Annotated in this window: 14 protein-coding genes; 8 read left to right on the forward strand and 6 right to left on the reverse strand. The window is 69.6% G+C overall.

The window, feature by feature from the left end:
* The first annotated feature begins 49 nt into the window (after positions 1-49).
* Positions 50-1,105, forward strand: a complete 1,056-nt coding sequence (locus RLT59_RS12385; RefSeq protein ID WP_311303454.1) for a LacI family DNA-binding transcriptional regulator — start codon at positions 50-52, stop codon at positions 1,103-1,105.
* Positions 1,106-1,234: 129 nt separating this feature from the next.
* On the opposite strand, the gene RLT59_RS12390 is transcribed toward RLT59_RS12385, so the two are convergent.
* Positions 1,235-2,215 carry an acetylxylan esterase gene (locus RLT59_RS12390; RefSeq protein WP_311303455.1) on the reverse strand — a complete coding sequence of 327 codons (981 nt, stop codon included), beginning with the start codon at positions 2,213-2,215 and terminating at the stop codon, positions 1,235-1,237.
* Between the two features lie 257 nt (positions 2,216-2,472).
* Between RLT59_RS12390 and RLT59_RS12395 the strand changes: the two genes are divergently transcribed.
* From RLT59_RS12395 to RLT59_RS12415, 5 genes are all read left to right on the forward strand, one after another.
* A complete protein-coding gene (locus RLT59_RS12395; RefSeq protein WP_311303456.1) occupies positions 2,473-3,723 on the forward strand; it encodes a sugar ABC transporter substrate-binding protein in 1,251 nt (416 codons plus the stop codon).
* A gap of 5 nt (positions 3,724-3,728) precedes the next feature.
* Positions 3,729-4,721, forward strand: coding sequence for a carbohydrate ABC transporter permease (locus RLT59_RS12400; RefSeq protein ID WP_311303457.1), 993 nt, complete (start codon positions 3,729-3,731; stop codon positions 4,719-4,721).
* Positions 4,718-5,629 (forward strand): carbohydrate ABC transporter permease, encoded by a 912-nt coding sequence (locus tag RLT59_RS12405; protein ID WP_311303458.1) that lies wholly within the window; start codon positions 4,718-4,720, stop codon positions 5,627-5,629. Before RLT59_RS12400 ends, RLT59_RS12405 begins: the two co-directional genes overlap by 4 nt.
* Positions 5,630-5,742: 113 nt before the next feature.
* A complete protein-coding gene (locus tag RLT59_RS12410; protein WP_311303459.1) occupies positions 5,743-6,945 on the forward strand; it encodes a glycoside hydrolase family 1 protein in 1,203 nt (400 codons plus the stop codon).
* 249 nt (positions 6,946-7,194) lie between these two features.
* Complete coding sequence (locus RLT59_RS12415) at positions 7,195-8,703, forward strand: glucoamylase family protein (protein WP_311303460.1); 1,509 nt, start codon at positions 7,195-7,197, stop codon at positions 8,701-8,703.
* Positions 8,704-8,732: 29 nt separating this feature from the next.
* Here the strand turns inward: RLT59_RS12415 and RLT59_RS12420 are convergent, their stop codons facing one another.
* Positions 8,733-9,776 carry a glycoside hydrolase family 18 protein gene (locus RLT59_RS12420; protein ID WP_311307703.1) on the reverse strand — a complete coding sequence of 348 codons (1,044 nt, stop codon included), beginning with the start codon at positions 9,774-9,776 and terminating at the stop codon, positions 8,733-8,735.
* A 215-nt stretch (positions 9,777-9,991) separates the two neighbouring features.
* On the opposite strand from RLT59_RS12420, the gene RLT59_RS12425 reads away from it, so the two are divergent.
* Positions 9,992-12,130: a TPM domain-containing protein gene (locus RLT59_RS12425; protein ID WP_311307704.1), complete on the forward strand. Its 2,139-nt coding sequence runs from the start codon at positions 9,992-9,994 to the stop codon at positions 12,128-12,130.
* A 119-nt stretch (positions 12,131-12,249) separates the two neighbouring features.
* Positions 12,250-12,963, forward strand: a complete 714-nt coding sequence (locus tag RLT59_RS12430; protein ID WP_311303461.1) for a PspA/IM30 family protein — start codon at positions 12,250-12,252, stop codon at positions 12,961-12,963.
* A 36-nt stretch (positions 12,964-12,999) separates the two neighbouring features.
* Here RLT59_RS12430 and RLT59_RS12435 read toward each other — a convergent pair whose 3' ends face one another.
* From RLT59_RS12435 to RLT59_RS12450, 4 genes are all read right to left on the reverse strand, one after another.
* Positions 13,000-15,783, reverse strand: a complete 2,784-nt coding sequence (locus RLT59_RS12435) for a SpoIIE family protein phosphatase (RefSeq protein WP_311307705.1) — start codon at positions 15,781-15,783, stop codon at positions 13,000-13,002.
* Positions 15,784-15,976: 193 nt separating this feature from the next.
* The gene (locus RLT59_RS12440; RefSeq protein WP_311303462.1) at positions 15,977-16,405 is read right to left on the reverse strand and encodes an ATP-binding protein; all 429 of its coding nucleotides are present in this window, start codon (positions 16,403-16,405) and stop codon (positions 15,977-15,979) included.
* A gap of 191 nt (positions 16,406-16,596) precedes the next feature.
* Positions 16,597-17,001 (reverse strand): (deoxy)nucleoside triphosphate pyrophosphohydrolase, encoded by a 405-nt coding sequence (locus RLT59_RS12445; RefSeq protein WP_311303463.1) that lies wholly within the window; start codon positions 16,999-17,001, stop codon positions 16,597-16,599.
* A gap of 204 nt (positions 17,002-17,205) precedes the next feature.
* Positions 17,206-17,406, reverse strand: a complete 201-nt coding sequence (locus tag RLT59_RS12450) for an SPOR domain-containing protein (RefSeq protein ID WP_311303464.1) — start codon at positions 17,404-17,406, stop codon at positions 17,206-17,208.
* Between the last annotated feature and the right edge of the window lie 100 nt (positions 17,407-17,506).

Here is a 17,506-nt window from a genome sequence, read left to right on the forward strand (position 1 = left end):
CGTATGCCGATATGTGTCGGCACGGAAGAAGAAGCGGACGGACAGTCGAGTGAGCGCCCCAACGGTGTACGACGTCGCCGAGCGGTCGGGCGTCTCCATTGCCACGGTTTCACGGGTCTACCGCACCCCCGATTCGGTGCGCGCCCAGACCCGTGAGCGGGTCCTGGAGGCGGCACGCGAGCTCGGCTACGTACCGAGCGGGAACGCCCGGGGCCTGGCCAGCCGCACCACCGGTGTGCTCGGGCTCTGCTTTCCCGACTACGCCGACCCGGATGCAGAAGCCGACGCCGAGGCGGACAGCGACGCCGACGACGCGGTGATGCTCTACTCCGACCAGATCATCCGCGGCATGGAGCGGGCCGCGCGGCGGCACGGGTACGCCCTGCTCATCGCGGCATCGCTGGAGGGCGGGCCGGAGAGCCTGGTCGCGAAGGTCGCGGGACGGGTCGACGGCTTCGCCGTCCTGGCGCAGACCGTGCCGACCGAGGACCTTGAGGTGATATCGCGCCGGCTGCCGGTCGTGATGCTCGCCGGCCCCCGCGAGATCGACCACCTCGACCACATCGTCGTCGCCAACGCCGACGGCGAACGCGAGCTGACGCGCCACCTGATCGAGGACCACGGACTGCGCCGGCTCGCCTTCATCGCCGGCGACACCGACTCCCCGGACGCCGAGGCGCGCTTCCGCGGCTTCCAGGAGGCGTGCCGGGACGCCGGGATCTTGGTGCAGGACGCGCCGAGCGTGCGGACGGCGATGATGACGCAGGCCGAGGGCGCGGGCGCCGCGGAACAGCTGCTGGACGCGGGCGGGCAGCGGCCGGAGGCGATGCTCTTCGCCAACGACCAGATGGCGGTGGGCGCCCTGCGCGCACTGGCCAGGCGCGGTGTGCGAGTGCCCGAGGACATGGCGGTGACCGGCTTCGACGGCATCCCGCTCAGCCGGATCGTCCAGCCGCCGCTGACGACGGTGCGCCAGCCGATCCGGCAACTCGGCGAGCAGGCGGTCGAGCTGCTGGTGCAACGGCTGAACAACGCGGGCCGCGAACCGGTCTCGCTCACCCTCCCGGTCTCCCCGATCCGCCGCAGGAGCTGCGGCTGCGGCTGACCGGCCCGGGTCGCGTGACACCCCGCCGGGCAGCACGCGCGGCCCCCGCGTCCTACGCGCACGCCCCCTCTCCCCACATCTCACCCCACGCGCAGAGCCCTCCCCCTCTCACGCTCACCCGCACGCCCGTCACCGCTCCAGCCGCTCCCCGAAGAACCGTGTCCGGCCAGCACTGAGCGCCGCCGCCTCGTCGACCAGCCCCGGATGCTCGAAGTGCCCCGCGCTCAGCACCAGCAACTCCCGCTCCCCCGCCAGCGCGTTGTACACCGCGAACTGCCCCGGCGGCGGCACGGACGGGTCGAACAGAGCCGCGGCCACCAGCGTCGGCTGCTCCAGGAACCCGGCGGCCGTCGCGGCGTCGAAGTAGCTCAGCACCTCGGTGACCTCGGGATGCTCCCGGTGATACCCCCGGACCGACTCCCCGCTCCCCGCGCACGGCAGCGTGAGGCGCAGCGGGTGGTTCCCGAACGTGGGGACCGTCAGCTGCGCGGCCCCGAAGCGGTCGTCCCACGGCAGGGCCAGCGCGCCGAGACCCCCGCCGAAGCTCTCCCCGCGGTAGCCGAGCCGGCCCGCCCCCGCGAGCTCGGGGACCAGCTCCCGCAGCGCGGAGGCCGCACACCACAGGTCCGCCACGCAGTCACCGATCACATACGTCTCGCGTGACTCGATGCCGTGCAGCACATGGGCACCGGAGACGTCCGGGATGCCCGGTACGAGACCGCGCGCTCCCATGCCCCGCACGCAGGGCAGGATCGCGGCCGACCCGGGCAGGGGCAGCGGCACATCGGGCCCCGGCTCCTGCCGGCCGCCGTATCCGTGACCGATGACGAACCCATGGCGCACCGGCCCGTCCGCGGGCAGTACGAGCCAGCCCCCCAGACGCACCCCGCCGACCGAGGTGAACGTCACTCCGTGGATCCGGACACCATCGCGTTCGCTCTCCAGCGACCCGATCTCCGGCGCCGTGGCGACCTTGCGAGCCGCCTCGTGCCGGGATCGCCAGAAATCTGCGAAGTCGTCCGGCGCGGAGGGCACCGGGATCGCCAGCAGTTCGTCGAGCGTGCGCCCGTACGAGGGGTCAAAAGGGAATTCATGGACGAATGAAGACATGGTCACGACAATAACGCCTCCCTCTCGACGCGATCCGGGCCGCCGGTCATCACGCTTCGCAAGCGTGCGAAATCGGTCACATCGCTCCCTTTTTCACAAACAGCACACTTACCGTTCCAAGTTGAACATTCAGATGTCCAATACGTTGCACGAGTGTGACCTAGCACCCTCTTGCGGATTCCCGAATCCCTGCCGCAGAGTGATGTATGCGCTTACAGGCAGCGCATACATTCGGATTGCTCAAGGAGGAGCCCTCCATGCCCCGCATCGCCAGAACCGCCTCCACCGGTATCGGTATCGCCATCGTGCTCGCTCTCGGTCTGACCGCGTGCGGCAGCTCCGGTGGCGACGATGTCGCCGCGGACAAGAAGCAGACGCTCACTGTCTGGGCCATGGGGGCCGAGGGCGAGAAGCTCGCGGATGTGGCCAAGGTCTACGAGAAGGCCAACCCGAACATCACCGTGAAGGTGACCCCGGTCGGCTGGGACGTCGCCCATCAGAAGCTGGTCTCCGCGGCCGCCGCCGGCAGCATGCCGGACGTGGCGCAGATGGGCGGCAGCTACATGGGCGAGTTCTCCGAGCTCGGTGTCCTGGAGCCGGTCGACACCAAGACCTTCCAAGAGAAGGACTTCTTCCCGGCCGGCTGGAAGCAGGGCGAGGTGGACGGCCAGGCGTACGGCGTGCCGTGGTATGTCGACACCCGCGTCCTCTATTACCGCACCGACCTGGCCAAGAAGGCCGGCATCACCAAGGCTCCGACCAACTGGAAGGAGCTGCAGGACCTCGCCACCGCCTACCAGAAGAAGGCGGGCACCAAGTGGGGCCTGTCCATCCAGCCCAGCGGCCTGGACACGGTGCAGAACTTCTACTCCTTCCTGTACTCGGCCGGCGGCGAGATAGTCAACGACAAGGGCGATGTCGTCATCGACAGCCCCGCGGCCGTCAAGGCGCTCAAGGAGTACGGCTCGTACTTCTCCAAGGGGCTCTCCAACAAGTCCGTGCAGCCCGGCTACGACGTGGTCAAGGACTTCGGCAACGGCCGTGTCCCGATGTTCTTCGGCGGCCCCTGGCACGTCACCCTGCTGAACGAGGGCCAGCCGCAGCTCAAGGGCAAGTGGGCGGTGGCCAACGTCCCCACCGACAAGTCCTCCGTCTCGATGGCCGGTGGATCCTCCCTGGTGATCTCCAAGGACAGCGAGCACAAGGCCGCCGCCACCCAGTTCATCAAGTACCTGACGGACACCAAGGGCCAGGCCGACTGGTACAAGCGCACCAAGGACCTCCCGGCCAACACCGCCGCCTGGACCTCCGGTGACCTCGCCAACGACACCGATCTGCAGATCTTCAAGAAGCAGATGGACACCGCCAAGTCCTCCCCGTCGCTCTCCAACTGGACCGAGGTCACCGACAAGGTCGACCAGGCCATCGCGAAGGTGACCCAGGGCAAGGCGTCCGCCGAGGACGCGCTGAAGACGGCGCAGTCCCAGATCGAAGGCCTCGTGAAGTAGGAGCCATGAGCACCACGACCGGAAAGGCCGCAGAGTCGGCCAAGGTGCAGGCCGGACCGGGGACCGCGAAGTCCCCGGCCGCCGGGCCCAAGGGTTCGCGAAGCCGCAGGAAGCCCTCGCTGGGTATGCAGAACGTGGCCGGCTGGCTGTTCTCCACTCCCTTCCTCGTTCTCTTCCTCGTCTTCATGGCCGTCCCGATCATCGCCACCCTGGTGATGAGCTTCACGGACTTCGGGCTGCGCAACGTGACGCACCCGCTGGACGCGAACTTCATCGGATTCGAGAACTACACCAAGCTGTTCAGCGACGAGAAGTTCCTCAAGTCATTGTTCAACACGGCGTACTTCGTGGTCATCGGCGTGCCGCTGACGATCTTCCTCGGACTGATCGTCGCCGTACTGCTGAACAACGGCATCGACCGGGCCCGGACCTTCTTCCGCGTCGGCTTCTACGCCCCGGTCGTCACCACCATCGTCGCCGTCGCCGTCGTCTGGCGCTTCGTGCTCGATCCGAGCGACGGTCTCGTCGCGGGCCTCTTCTCCGAAGTGGGCCTCACCGCTCCGGACTTCCTGGGCTCCGAGACGCTCGCCATGCCGTCGATGATCGCGATGGCGGTCTGGCGCAACGTCGGCACGGTCATGGTGCTCTTCATCGCAGGTCTGCAGGCCATTCCCACCGAGGTACGGGAAGCCGCGCGACTGGACGGTGCCGGCATCTGGCAGGAGTTCAGGGGCATCACCATCCCGCTCCTGCGGCCCACGATGCTCTACGCCACCGTGATCACCACGATCGGCTACCTCAATGTCTTCGAGGAGCCCTTCGTGATGACGCAGGGCGGGCCGTCGGACTCGACGCTCACCGTCTCGCTGAACATGTACCGCGAGGGCTTCAACTTCTTCCACATGGGCTATGCGAGCGCCATGGCGTATGTCCTCTTCGTAGTGATCATGGGCATCACGGTGCTGCAGCTCCGACTGCTGAAGGACAACACGAAATGAGCGCCACCAATGCACCGGGCGCCGTCTCGACGGCGCCGTCGAAGAAGCCCGGGAAGGCCGAGCGGAAGGCAAGCGGCAGGGAGCCGAGGTCCCTGCAGCGGATCTTCGTCTACGTCCTGCTGTCGCTCGGTCTGCTGATCATGTCGGCGCCGTTCCTGTGGATGGCTCTGTCCTCCTTCAAGACGACCAGCGAACTGACCGCGAGCCCGCCCGTCTGGATCCCGACCGAGTGGACCCTGGACAACTTCCGGGACCTGCTCGACAAGCTCGATCTGCCGCTGTACTTCATGAACTCGGTGATCGTGGCGGTGCTGGTCACCGTCTCGAACCTGGTCTTCTGCTCGATGCTCGGGTACGCCCTAGCCAAGCTGAAGTTCGCGGGCCGCAACAAGATCTTCGGTCTGGTTCTCGGTGCCCTCATGGTGCCCGGCAACCTCATGCTCCTGCCGCTCTTCGTCCTGATGAGCAAGCTGCAGCTGATCGACTCGTACGCCGGGCTGGTCCTGCCGTTCGCAGCCGGGGCCTTCGGCGTCTTCCTGATGCGGCAGTTCATGCAGTCGATCCCGGACGAACTGCTGGAAGCGGCCCGGATGGACGGCGCCGGCGAGTGGTACATCTTCTGGCGCATCGTGATGCCGCTGGTGAAGCCCGCTCTGGCGACGCTGTCGATCTTCACGTTCCTCGGTTCCTGGAACAACTTCGTCTGGCCGCTCATCGCGACGAACGATCCCGATAAATACACCCTTCCGGTCGCCCTGGCCACCTTCGCCACCGACCCGAACAAGGCGGGTGGCTCCAACGGCATGCTGATGGCCGGCTCCTTCCTGATCGTGCTGCCGGTCCTGGTCGTGTTCATCGCGCTCCAGCGGCACTTCACGCAGGGCATCGCCACCGCGGGCATGAAGTAGTCCGCTCCCGGGGACGGCCCCGACCCGTCCCCGGCCGCCCCTCCCATACGTAAGTGGCCCGCACCCGTGCACCCGCCGGCCGCTCCCCCACCGCACCAGAAAGACAGTTTGCGATGACTCACACCCAGGTCCCGTTCCCCGAAGGCTTCCTGTGGGGCGCCTCCACGGCCGCCCACCAGATCGAGGGCAACAACACCAACAGCGACTGGTGGGTCAAGGAGCACACCGAGGGCACCCACATCCAGGAGCCCAGCCTGGACGCCTGCGACAGCTACCACCGCTGGCACGAGGACATGGACGTCCTGGCCGGACTGGGCTTCACCGACTACCGGTTCTCCATCGAGTGGGCCCGTATCGAGCCCGCCGAGGGACAGTTCTCCCGGGCCGAGATCGCCCACTACCGCCGTATGGTCGAGGGCGCCATCGAGCGCGGACTGCGCCCCATGATCACCCTGCACCACTTCACCGTGCCGCAGTGGTTCGAGGCACGCGGCGGCTTCACCGCCGCGGGCGCGACGGAGCTGTTCGCCCGCTACGTCGCCACCTGCGCACCCGTGATCAGCGAGGGTGTCAGCCACGTCTGCACCATCAACGAGCCGAACATGATCGCCGTGATGGCGGGCCAGGCCAAGCGCGGCGACATCGGCTTCCCGCCCGCCGGTCTGCCGACCCCCGACGACGAGACCACCCAGGCCGTCATCGCCGCCCACCACGCGGCCGTCAAGGAGGTCAAGGCGATCAACGCCGACATCCAGGTCGGCTGGACCATCGCCAACCAGGTCTACCAGGCCCTTCCCGGCGCCGAAGAGATCACCGCGGCCTACCGCCACCCCCGCGAGGACATCTTCATCGAGGCCGCCCGCGGCGACGACTGGATCGGGGTGCAGTCCTACACCCGGACCAAGATCGGCACGGACGGGCCGATCCCCACCGCCGACGATGTGGAGCGCACTCTCACGCAGTGGGAGTACTACCCCTCCGCCGTGGGCCACGCGCTGCGCCACACCGCCGAGGTCGTCGGCCGCGACATGCCTCTGATCGTGACCGAGAACGGCATCGCGACCGACAAGGACAGCCGCCGGATCGACTACTACACCGGCGCCCTGAACGAGGTCGCGTCCGCCATCCAGGACGGACTGCGCGTCGAGGGCTACCTCGCGTGGAGCGCCCTGGACAACTACGAGTGGGGCTCCTACGCGCCGACCTTCGGCCTCATCGGCTGGAACACGGAGACCTTCGAGCGGCTGCCGAAGCCGTCCGCCACCTGGCTGGGCGAGATGGGCCGCACCCGCACGCTGCCGCGCATCTCCGGCTGACGTCGGTCCTCTGACCGGGAGCCCCCTGACGGCTCCCCACCGTGCGGGGTCCGGCGTCACCTGACAGCCGCCGGGCCCCGCACCGGTACTCCCGGCGTGACCCCTGCCCCACAGCACGGGACACGCCGAATGCGACACCCGTAAACGGCGCCACAGGCGCAGCACCACCCCCGCGCGGCGCTTCACCGCCGCATCGAGCACGCCACGAGAATCCCCCATCCCCCTTCTGCCAACGGGAGCTGGACATTCATGGACCGTCGCACGTTTCTCACCGCCACCGGGACCGGGGCTGCCGCTCTGTCCCTCGGGGCCGCGTCCGTATCCCCGGCGCATGCCGTTCCCACCGCTCGGTCCGCGCCTTCGGCGGACGCCGCTCATCTTGTTCATGCCTTTGATACACCGCTGCTGCTGCGCTGGTTCCGCGATACGTATCACTCGATCGAGGCAATGACGACCGATCTGGGGCTCGCCGTCGACAAGATCGACGTGAGCGGTCCGGGAGGTCCCGTTCAGTCGCGCCAGACCTCGCCCACCAATATCGGCTGCGGCCTGTGGTCGACCGTCGCCGCCGGCGGGCTCGGGGTGATCAGCGACGCCGCGATGCGGCGCAGGCTGGAGCGCACGGTCCGGTCCGTGGAGAAGCTGGAGCGTCATCATGGCTTCTGGCTCAACTGGTACGACGCACACGACGGTTCGGTGCTGACCGAGTGGCCCGGTACCGGCGACCCCGTCCGCCCGTTCCTCTCCTCCGTCGACAACGCCTGGCTGATCACCGGTCTGCGCATCGCCGCGGATGCCGCTCCCGCGCTGCGGCCCCGGATCGGCCGCATCCTGGCGGACGCCGACTGGTCCTACTACTACACACCCTTCGACCCGGCCGACCCGGTCGCCGGACCCGGCCAGCTGCGCGGCGGCTTCTGGACCGACACCGGGGAACCCACGGACCACCACTACGGCGCGCTCAACACCGAGCCCCGGATGGCCAGCTACCTGGGCATCGCGGACGGAACTCTGCCTGCCGACCACTACTGGCACCTGCTGCGCACCATGCTTCCCGGAAATGAGCAGGAGCAACAGCCGCGGGGCAGCTACGTGGCGATGGACGGTATCCGTGTCTGGCAGGGCCATTACACGCACGGCGGCCGCAAGCTCGTCCCGACCTGGGGCGGGTCGATGTTCGAGGCGCTGATGGTTCCGCTGTTCGTGCCGGAACCGGAATGGTCACCGAAGTCGTGGGGCCGCACCCATCAGCGGTATGTGCGGAGCCAGATCGAGCACGGCAGGTCAGAGGCGGAGTACGGGTACTGGGGCTTCTCCCCCGCCAACGTTCCCGAGGGCGGGTACCAGGAGTACGGGGTCGACGCGCTCGGCATGCAGCTCGACGGCTACGCCTCCAACACGGACCGCACCTACACGACGGACGGTGCCCCGCTGCCGCCCCCGTCGGCATTCACCAACGGTGTCGTCACCCCGCACGCCTCGTTTCTCGCCCTGCCCTACGCACCGGCGGAGGCGGTGGCGAATCTTCGGGCCCTGGACCGCGATTTCGGTGCCTACCACGACGGCTACGGATTCCGGGACTCCGTCAACGTCTCCACCGGACGGGTCAGCGACTACCAGCTCGCCCTCGACCAGGGCATGATCGCCGCGGCGCTGGCCCAGGCGATCCGCCCGGGACTACTGCAGCAGCCGTTCCGGACCGGAGGGTTCCGTTCCCGGGTACGGCCGCTGCTCGCCAAGGAGCGCTTCAGCATCTGAGCCCGGCGGCCGCCGACCGGCGGGGCAGGTCAGTGCCAGCCCTCCCGATAGGCCGCCCAGTCACCGTCCTCGGCGGCGAAATCGACGTAGAGCGCGACCCCGAACCGTTCCCGGCCGCGGTCCGTGCGCCCCAGTCCCAGTCTGGTGCCGCGGACCGCGGCCGCGACCGTCTCCGCCGACGCGTGGTGCCCCAGGTCGTTCTCGTGGAAGAACGGCAGCCCCATCAGCAGGTCGGTATCGCGCGGCGTCACTTCGAGGGCCAGCGAGGTCTGTTCGGCGACGTACCCGCCGAACAGGCCCTCCAGCGGCATCCAGGTGTCGTACGACATGACGGCGATCTGGTCGACCCTGCGGGCCACCTGGCCGAAGTACTTCTGCGACCACCACTTCCCCCGGCCGGAGAGCGCACCGAGGACGGTCTGCGCGGCGGGCAGCGGGTCGATCTGGTGGGCGGCCACGGACAGCGGCACCGCGCGCGCCCGGGTGAGAGCGTGCAGGTCGTCCAGGAGCGAGAGGTAGTGGGCGTCGCCGGAGTGCAGCGGTTCCAGGTCGAAGTGCACACCGTCGAAACCTGCGTCCAGGATCTGCCGTGCCGACCCGACGACCGCGTCGCGCGATGCCGCGCGCTCCAGGTGCAGCCCCTCGTCGCCCTCGGACGCGAGCCTGTCGCCGAGCCAGGCCTGGACCCGGATGCCGGGCATGGTGCGGTGCACGGCCTCGATCAGCCAGTGAGCCCCGGGGTAGCGGGCGGCGGGCAGCGTGCCGTCGTGTTCCAGGGGCCCGGCGTGGACGTACAGGTCCTTGATGCCCGTCCCCTTGATCCGGGCGGCGAACGCGGCGAGGTCGGCGTCCTTCTTCCGGCCGTCGACCCAGGCGTGCCCGAGCCAGATGGCATCGCGGCCCCGGGTCCGGGTGCCGTCCCCGGGGTCGCCGGTGAAGTTGAGCCGCAGGGCGACGCCCGCGGTGAGCACCGGAACCACGAGCACCAGGACCAGCCCCAGCGCGATCCGCCTCGGCCAGGTCCCGACTAGCCAGGCCGTTCCCCTACGTACCGCCGCTGCCGCCCGCCTCATCCGTCCACGCACGTGCGCGCCCCCTTGTGTCCCGGTGGTTGTCTCGTCGGTGTACTCCGGCTGCACGAACACCGGGGCGTGCCCCTCTGCGGGCACTCCCGTACGAGAAGCAGGACGCACCAGATCCCGGGGCCGTTCCCGGTCCGCCGGGCAGGCCATGGGCCGGGTCGCGGGCCACCGGAGGTGGACATAGCCTCACAAACGTGACGCCGCCCTTGAGTCGAACCCGGACCCTCTTACCGGGCCGGGCCCTGCTCGCCGTCCTGATGACCGTGTGCTGGCTGGCCCTTCCCGCCGCACCGGCCGCGCGCGCCGACGATCCCGTCACACTGTCCCGGGACGGGCAGATCACCGACAGAGTGGGCGCGCTGGGGAACCGGAAGGACCAGGCGGTCTCGGCACTCGACCAGCTGTACGAGAAACGCCGCGTCCAGCTCTTCGTGGTGTACGTCCGTGACTTCTCCGGACGGTCCCCGCAGAGCTGGGCCGACGAGACGGCCGACCGCAACGGCCTCGGCCGCGATGACGTCCTGCTCGCCGTCGCCACCCATGACCGGCAGTACGCGTACTCGGTCGACCAGGACTCCCGGCTCACCGACGCCCAGCTCCAGGATGTGGCGTCGACCGCCATCGAGCCGGCCCTCAGGGAGAACGACTGGGCGGGCGCCGCGATCGGTGCTGCCAACGGGTACTCCGCCGTACTGGCCGGCGGGGCCGTACCCACGCCGACGATCACTCCGGGTGCCGACGACCCGGGTGCGGGGGAGTCCCGCGGGACGAACGCCGGGGACCTGGTCCTTCCGGTCGTCGTCGTGGTCGCAGCCCTGGCGGCCGCCGCCTATGCGTACACCCGCCGGAAGCGGCGCACGGCCACTCGCACGACGCCCGGCGCGACCGGCTGGGGAACGGGAGGCGCCGGCCGGGGCGCACCAGCGGAACCACCCGCTCCGCTGCCGGAGCTCGATGCCCGAGCCAAGGAGACGCTGGTCGCCACGGACGACGCGGTCCGCACCAGCGACGAAGAGCTCGGGTTCGCCACGGCCCAGTTCGGAGAGGAGGCCGCAGCGCCGTTCACCGAGGCCGTCACCTACGCCAGGGGTGAACTCACGGCCGCGTTCCGCTTGCGCCAGCAGCTCGACGACGCCATTCCCGAGGACGACGCCACCCGACGGCGGATGCTGGACGAGATCCTCAGCCGCTGCGCGGACGCCAACACCCGCCTGGACGCGGTCTCCGAGGACTTCGACCGGCTCCGTGCGCTCGAACGCAACGCCCCGCAGGCCCTCGCCGCGGCCGAGACGGCGTTCCGTTCGCTCGCGGGCCGGGTCTCCGCGGCCGAGGAGACCCTCGCCTCCATGCGCAGTCGATACGCGGAGTCGGCCTCCGCCCCCGTCGCGGGCGCTGTCGAACAGGCCAAGGACCGGCTCGTCTTCACCACGTCTTCGCTCAACCAGGCCCGGCAGGCGGTGGACGGCGGCGACAACGCGGCCGCAGCCGTATATGTACGGGCCGCCGAGGGCGCGGTCGGCCAGGCCACCACTCTCGTCGACGCCGTCGACCGGCGCGCAGGGGAGATCGAGGAGGCGGCGGGGAAGCTGCCGGCCGCGCTCACCGAGACGGAGACGGACCTGGCCGACGCGGGCGGGCTGCTGGAAGGAACCGTCGAGGGGGTTTCCACGGCGGACCTCCGGGGCCGGATCGCCCGCGCGACAGCCGTGATCCGCGACGTGCGGGAAGAGCTGGGGGCCGGTCCGTACGACCCGATCGAGGCGCTGCGCCGGGTTGAGGAGGCGGACGCCGCGCTGGACGAGGCGCTGGCCGGCGCCCGCGAGCGGGAGCAGGGCAACCTGCGGGCGCGCTCACTCCTCGACCAGACGATGCTCACCGCCCGCTCGGCGATCGGCGCCGCCGCCGACTACATCAGCACCCATCGGGGCGCGGTCGGCAGCCAGGCGAGGACCCGCCTGGCGGAGGCGCAGCGGAGGCTGGAGCGGGCCGGTGAACTGTCCGGGGCGGACGACGCACAGGGTGCGCTGGCCGAGGCGCATCAGGCGGACTCGCTGGCCGGGCAGGCACAGAGCATGGCGGAACAGGACGTACGGGCATACGGGAACCGAAATGGACCGGGCGGTGTACAAGGAGTGGGCAGTGGGGGCGGGGGCATGGGCGGTGCGGTCCTCGGCGGGATCATCCTCGGCGGACTGCTGGGTGGCGACGGGCGGGGAGGCGGATTCGGGGGCGGTGGATTCGGAGGAGGGGGGATGGGCGGAGGGGGGTTCGGCGGGGGCGGTGGGCCCGGCAGTTTCGGCGGCGGGGGCACCCGCGGGCGGCGTGGCGGGGGCGGCCGGTTCTGACCGCACCGCTTGTAAGCAGCACTGAAGACAGCAACCCAGGAACACAACACCGCTAGTGACAGCAGCACTAGTCGCAGCACCACTGGGCGAAGCAGCACTGGACACACAGGAGAGGTGCCATGAGCAAGCAGACCATTCTCGGACGCGTCACGCAGCTGGCGAAGGCCAACATCAACGCGCTCCTCGACCAGGCCGAGGATCCGCAGAAGATGCTGGATCAGCTGATCCGCGACTACACGTCCAATATCTCGGAGGCCGAACAGGCCGTGGCAGCCACGATCGGCAACCTGCGGCTGATGGAGCAGGACCACCGGGAGGATGTCGAGGCCGCCAAGGAGTGGGGCGAGAAGGCGCTCGCCGCCAGCCGCAAGGCGGATGAGCTGCGTGGGGGCGGATCGGCGGCCGATGCCGACAAGTTCGACAACCTGGCCAAGGTCGCGCTCGGCCGGCAGCTCCAGTCGGAGAAGGAGGCGAAGACGGCGGAGCCCACCATCGCCTCGCAGACGGAGGTGGTGGACAAGCTCAAGTCCGGCCTGGATCAGATGAAGGCCAAGCTGGCAGAGCTCAAGGCCAAGCGGGACGAGCTGGTCGCGCGAGCCAAGTCCGCACAGGCGCAGAACCAGATGATGGACTCCGTCAAGAACATCAATGTCCTCGACCCGACCAGTGAGATCAGCCGGTTCGAGGACAAGGTGCGGCGCGAGGAGGCGAAGGCGGTGGGCAAGCAGGAGCTTGCCGCGTCGTCGTTGGACGCCCAGTTCGAGCAGTTGGACACGCTGGGGGCCAGCGCAGAGGTCGAGGCACGTCTCGCCGCCCTGAAGACGTCCTCATGAGTCCGGTCCGGGCCGTGATCAGCACGATGAGAACGATCAGAACATGCTCAGAAGCTCCTCGACCGTGCGCTCGGCGGCGGGCCGGCCATCGGGCAGCGGCAGTTCGAACCAGACCGTCTTGCCCCGCGGGGTACGGCGCGCCCCCCAGGCCGCGCTCAGCAGACCGACCAGTTGCAGACCGCGGCCGCCCTCATCCGTGTCGTGTGCCCGGCGTCGCCGCGGCTGGACGAGACCCGCGTCCCATACCTCGCACACAAGGGTACGGTCGCGTAGCAGTCGGAGCCTGATCTCGCCCTCGCCGTACCGCAGGGCGTTGGTGACGAGTTCGCTGACGAGCAGTTCGGTGGTGTCCACCAGGTCGTCGAGGTCCCAGGCGAGCAGCTGGCCGCGGGCGAGCTCGCGGGCACGGCCGACCGAGCGGGGTTCGCGGGGCAGCCGCCAGTCCCCGACGGCTCCGGTCGGCAGCCCCTGGATGCGGGCCATCAGCAGGGCGATGTCGTCCTCGCCGTGGCGGGTGTCGAGGGTGCTGAGTACGCGGTCGCAGACGTCTTCGAGAAGCGGCGCGGGTTCGACGAGGGCGCCGCGCAGCGCTTCCAGTCCTTCGTCCAGCGGATGGTCGCGGGACTCGACGAGACCATCCGTGTAGAGGGTGAGCAGGGCACCCTCCTTGAGTTCGACCTCGACTTCCTCGAAGGGCTCGCCGCCGACACCGAGCGGCATGCCGGGCGGGACGTCGAGCAGGAGCGCCGGTTCACCCGGCTCGACCACGACAGGGGGAAGATGTCCGGCATTGGCGAAGGTGCACCGTCGGGTGACCGGGTCGTAGACGGCGTAGATACAGGTGGCCAGATAGACCTCGGAGAGGTCCGCCTCTCGGGACTTGTGCGCGGCCCGCGAGGGCCACTGGGCGCCGCCGGTCCCGTCGGAGGAGGTACTGCCACCAGGGGTACCGAGGCCTCGGGCGACTTCATCGAGCGCGGAGAGCACCTCAGCAGGTTCCAGGTCGAGGAGGGCCAGGGTCCTTACGGCGGTGCGCAGTTCCCCCATGGCCACCGCGGCGCGCAGTCCGCGGCCCATCACATCACCGACGACCAGGGCGGTGCGGTGCCCGGGAAGTTCGATCACGTCGAACCAGTCGCCGCCCACCTCGGTCGCCGTGTTGCCGGGCAGATAGCGGCAGGCGATGTCGAGGCCGGCTGCTTCGGGGTCGCCGGGGGGCAGCAGGCTGCGCTGAAGTATCAGGGCGCGCTCGTGCTCGCGCCGGTAGAGGCGGGCGTTGTCTATGCAGACGGCGGCGCGGGCGGCGAGTTCGGTGGCCAGTGCCCGGTCCCGTTCCCCGAAGGGCTCACTGCCCTTCGTGCGGGAGAACTGCACGAGGCCGACCACGGTGTCGTGGGCGACCATCGGCACCGCGAAGGTGGACTGGACGAATCCGCGGTCGTCGCCGGGCACGTCCTCGATGTGGCCGGTGCGCAGGGCTATGGCGCACGGCGAGTTGAACGGGTAGCGGTGCACCGCTCCGAGCGAGGGCGGTCCGGCGGCCGGTTGGCCCAGCGAGGCGTCATCACCACCGTGACCGGCGCCCCGACCGTGACCGGCGCCAGGGCCGGGCCCGTAGCCGGCGGCCGCGCCAGGACCGGGACCACGACCGGGACCACGACCGGGATCATGGCCGGGGCCGATGGCCGTGCCCGGGCCGATGGCCGTGCCGGGGCCGATGGCCGTGCCGGACCCGCTGCCGGGCATCGCATCGGGCATCACGTCCGACATGGCGTCAGGCATCACGTCGGACATGGCGTCGGGCATCGCATCCGAAACGGCGCTGGCGAAGGCGACGCGGCGCAGTTCGGCGGAGCCGCCGACCGATTCCTGACGCAGAGAGCTCCAGCTGCCGGGCGGCGCCTCCTCACCGGTGAGGAGCGATTGGTAGAGGTCGACAGATGCCAGGTCGCAGAAGCCCGGTACGGCGACGTCGAGGAGTTCGCGGGCGGTGGTCTCCAGGTCGAGGGAGTTGCCGATGCGGGCGCTGGCCTCGTTGAGCAGTGCGAGGTTGCGCCTGGCGCTGGCGGCCTCACGGGCGGCGATATGGCGTCGGGTGACGTCGGTGGCGATTCCGGCGATGCCGATGGGGCGACCCGATCCGCTGTGCACCCGGTAGAGGTTCATCGACCAGTGCCGACGCTCCGGTTCACCCGGGGCGGTGCCGACGAGTTGGAGGTCGGTGACGGCCTCACCGGTCGTCAGCACGCGGCTGAGGGTGGCGGCCAGCCGGTCGGCCTCCGTGCCGGCGAGATAGTCGTGGACGGTGCGGCCGCGGTGGTCGTCGGCCCGGCCGCCGAAGACGGTGGCGAAGCGCTGGTTGGCCCGCAGCACCGTGAAGTCGGTACCGAACAGTACGAAGCCGAAAGGAGATTGGCCGAAAATCGCCTGCGAGGCCGCGAGGTCGGTCTCGATGCCGCGGAGCGCGCGGACGTCCACGACGATGCAGACCGCGGCCCGTTCACCCGTCGCCGTCTCACTCGGCATCACATAGATCTCGGCGAGACCGTGGAGTGCGCCCTCGCCGGGCATGCGGAAGGGGACGAGTCCCGTCCACTCCTTGCCGTCGAGCACTTCGCCGATCCGGCGATGGCCATCACGGCGCAGCTCACCGGGCATGAAGGCCTCGACCGGGTCCTTGCCCAGCGCCTCGTGCGCGGGAACGCCGAAGAGACCGGCGGCCCGGCGGCTCCACTGCTCGATCAGGCCGTCGGGGCCGATCGAGAAGGAGGCGACCCTGATGTAGTCGTAGATCGAGCCAGGCGGACTGCTCTGCCACACGACGTCGCCCGCTGTCCCAGGTATTTCGCTCACGCGACCGTCCCCTCCAGCTCACACACCGGACCGGTCCTGCCCGCAGTATTCAGCACTACGGCCCTCACCGACACGGCGTTCACGATCACAGCACGGTCTCAGTCCCTTTCAGCCAGGTTCTGTACAACCTCTGGTGATCGCCGTTCGTCCCACCCCACTCCTAACCAGGCAGGGCCAGCTCGAACCACACCGTCTTGCCACTCTTTCCGCACCTGATCCCCCATCGCCTGGCGGAACAGGCCACGAGCTGCAGTCCTCTGCCACCCTCGTCGTCCGGTCCCGCCGTACGTTCGGTGGGCGGATCCGGAAGCGGATCGGAGACTTCCACCAACAGACCGGCATGCGCGGCGGGGCCGTCACCATGGGAATGAGGCCGCACCACTCGCACAACGATGGGCCCCGACGCATAGCGCATGGAGTTGGTCACCAGCTCGCTGACCAGGAGGACAGCAACATCCCCGACCGCTATGTCCAGCCCCCAGCCGCGCAGCGCCTCGTGAACGGCGTGCCGTGCCGTGCGCACGGCGCCGGGAACAGCCGGAAAGCTCCACTCGGCGCAGTCGCCTTTGGTATCGATCACGCCGATCACTTCCCAAGACCAGCAACGGAGAACGCCCTACTTGCGGGGGTTAAAAAGGACATACCCGATATTCGACACGGAATACCGGTCGGCGACGGCACATGGGGCGTACGGGTGTAAGGCCATGCGCACGAACGGGTGTACGCGGAAAGAAAGGGCGCACGGTCCCCGCGGTGCGCGCCGCAGGGCCCGCGTTCCGCTCAGTGGTGTGCGCCGTCGGCCAGTCGCCGTAGCGCTTCGGCCACCGCGGGCCGGTCCTGCTCCAGCCAGTCGACCGAGTCGCCCTCACCGGGGCCGAGCCAGCGCAGCTCGTCGTGATCCTGCAGAGGCTCGGGCACGCCGGACACCAGCCGGGCGGTCCACACCCGGAGCACGTAGCCGGGCTTGAGCGGCCACTGGCCGGGGACGCGCTCCAGCGGTTCCGTCTCGATGCCGAGCTCCTCGCGGAGTTCGCGCACGAGTGCCTGCTCACCGCTCTCACCCGGCTCCACCTTGCCGCCGGGCAGTTCCCATCGGCCGGCCAGCTCGGGCGGGGCACTGCGCCGCGCCGCGAGCAGCCGCCCCCGGTCGAACACGGCTCCGGCCACCACCACGCGATCACTCATGTCCCGGAGCGTAATACCGGGCCGGCCGGCCTCGCAGGGCGCGGCACGCGTGCAGGATGCGGCACTCATGCGGGATGCGGCGCGCGTGCAGGGCGCGGCGCGCGTACCAGGATCCGGGCACGCGTACCGGCGTCCAGCACCTCAGGTGCTCGCATCCAGCCCGCCACCGCTGAGGGTTCCGCCGGACGACCGGAACGGCGCGCGTTACGGCCGTGCGGCCTGCCCGGCACGCTCCACCCAGTAGAGCTGCTTGTGGCCGCAGACATCGAGCTTGTCGGCGGTCCGCTGGGCTTCGTCCTGCGTGGCGTACCTGCCCACGCGGTAGCGGTTGCCGTTGTCGTCCTGCCGTATCACCAGCCAAGGGAGCACGGCACCGCTGTCGCTCATCGTGTCCCTCCCGAGCATTGCGCCCCTCCCCTGAACGGCGTGCATGTTTCTAAGGATCCCCAGGAAACCGCAGTACGCATATGCCCGAGCGTACGCCCGACCTTCACACAACGAATAC

It is taken from the genome of Streptomyces sp. ITFR-6, assembly GCF_031844725.1.
Taxonomy (GTDB): Bacteria; Actinomycetota; Actinomycetes; order Streptomycetales; family Streptomycetaceae; genus Streptomyces.

What these genes read in the sequence shown, in the direction of transcription:
- RLT59_RS12390 (WP_311303455.1), bottom strand. Translation starts at nt 2,215, where the DNA reads ATGTCTTCATTCGTCCATGAATTCCCTTTTGACCCCTCGTACGGGCGC.
- RLT59_RS12420 (WP_311307703.1), bottom strand. Translation starts at nt 9,776, where the DNA reads ATGAGGCGGGCGGCAGCGGCGGTACGTAGGGGAACGGCCTGGCTAGTC.
- RLT59_RS12445 (WP_311303463.1), bottom strand. Translation starts at nt 17,001, where the DNA reads ATGAGTGATCGCGTGGTGGTGGCCGGAGCCGTGTTCGACCGGGGGCGG.
- RLT59_RS12395 (WP_311303456.1), top strand. Translation starts at nt 2,473, where the DNA reads ATGCCCCGCATCGCCAGAACCGCCTCCACCGGTATCGGTATCGCCATC.
- RLT59_RS12405 (WP_311303458.1), top strand. Translation starts at nt 4,718, where the DNA reads ATGAGCGCCACCAATGCACCGGGCGCCGTCTCGACGGCGCCGTCGAAG.
- RLT59_RS12450 (WP_311303464.1), bottom strand. Translation starts at nt 17,406, where the DNA reads ATGCTCGGGAGGGACACGATGAGCGACAGCGGTGCCGTGCTCCCTTGG.
- RLT59_RS12410 (WP_311303459.1), top strand. Translation starts at nt 5,743, where the DNA reads ATGACTCACACCCAGGTCCCGTTCCCCGAAGGCTTCCTGTGGGGCGCC.
- RLT59_RS12400 (WP_311303457.1), top strand. Translation starts at nt 3,729, where the DNA reads ATGAGCACCACGACCGGAAAGGCCGCAGAGTCGGCCAAGGTGCAGGCC.
- RLT59_RS12415 (WP_311303460.1), top strand. Translation starts at nt 7,195, where the DNA reads ATGGACCGTCGCACGTTTCTCACCGCCACCGGGACCGGGGCTGCCGCT.
- RLT59_RS12430 (WP_311303461.1), top strand. Translation starts at nt 12,250, where the DNA reads ATGAGCAAGCAGACCATTCTCGGACGCGTCACGCAGCTGGCGAAGGCC.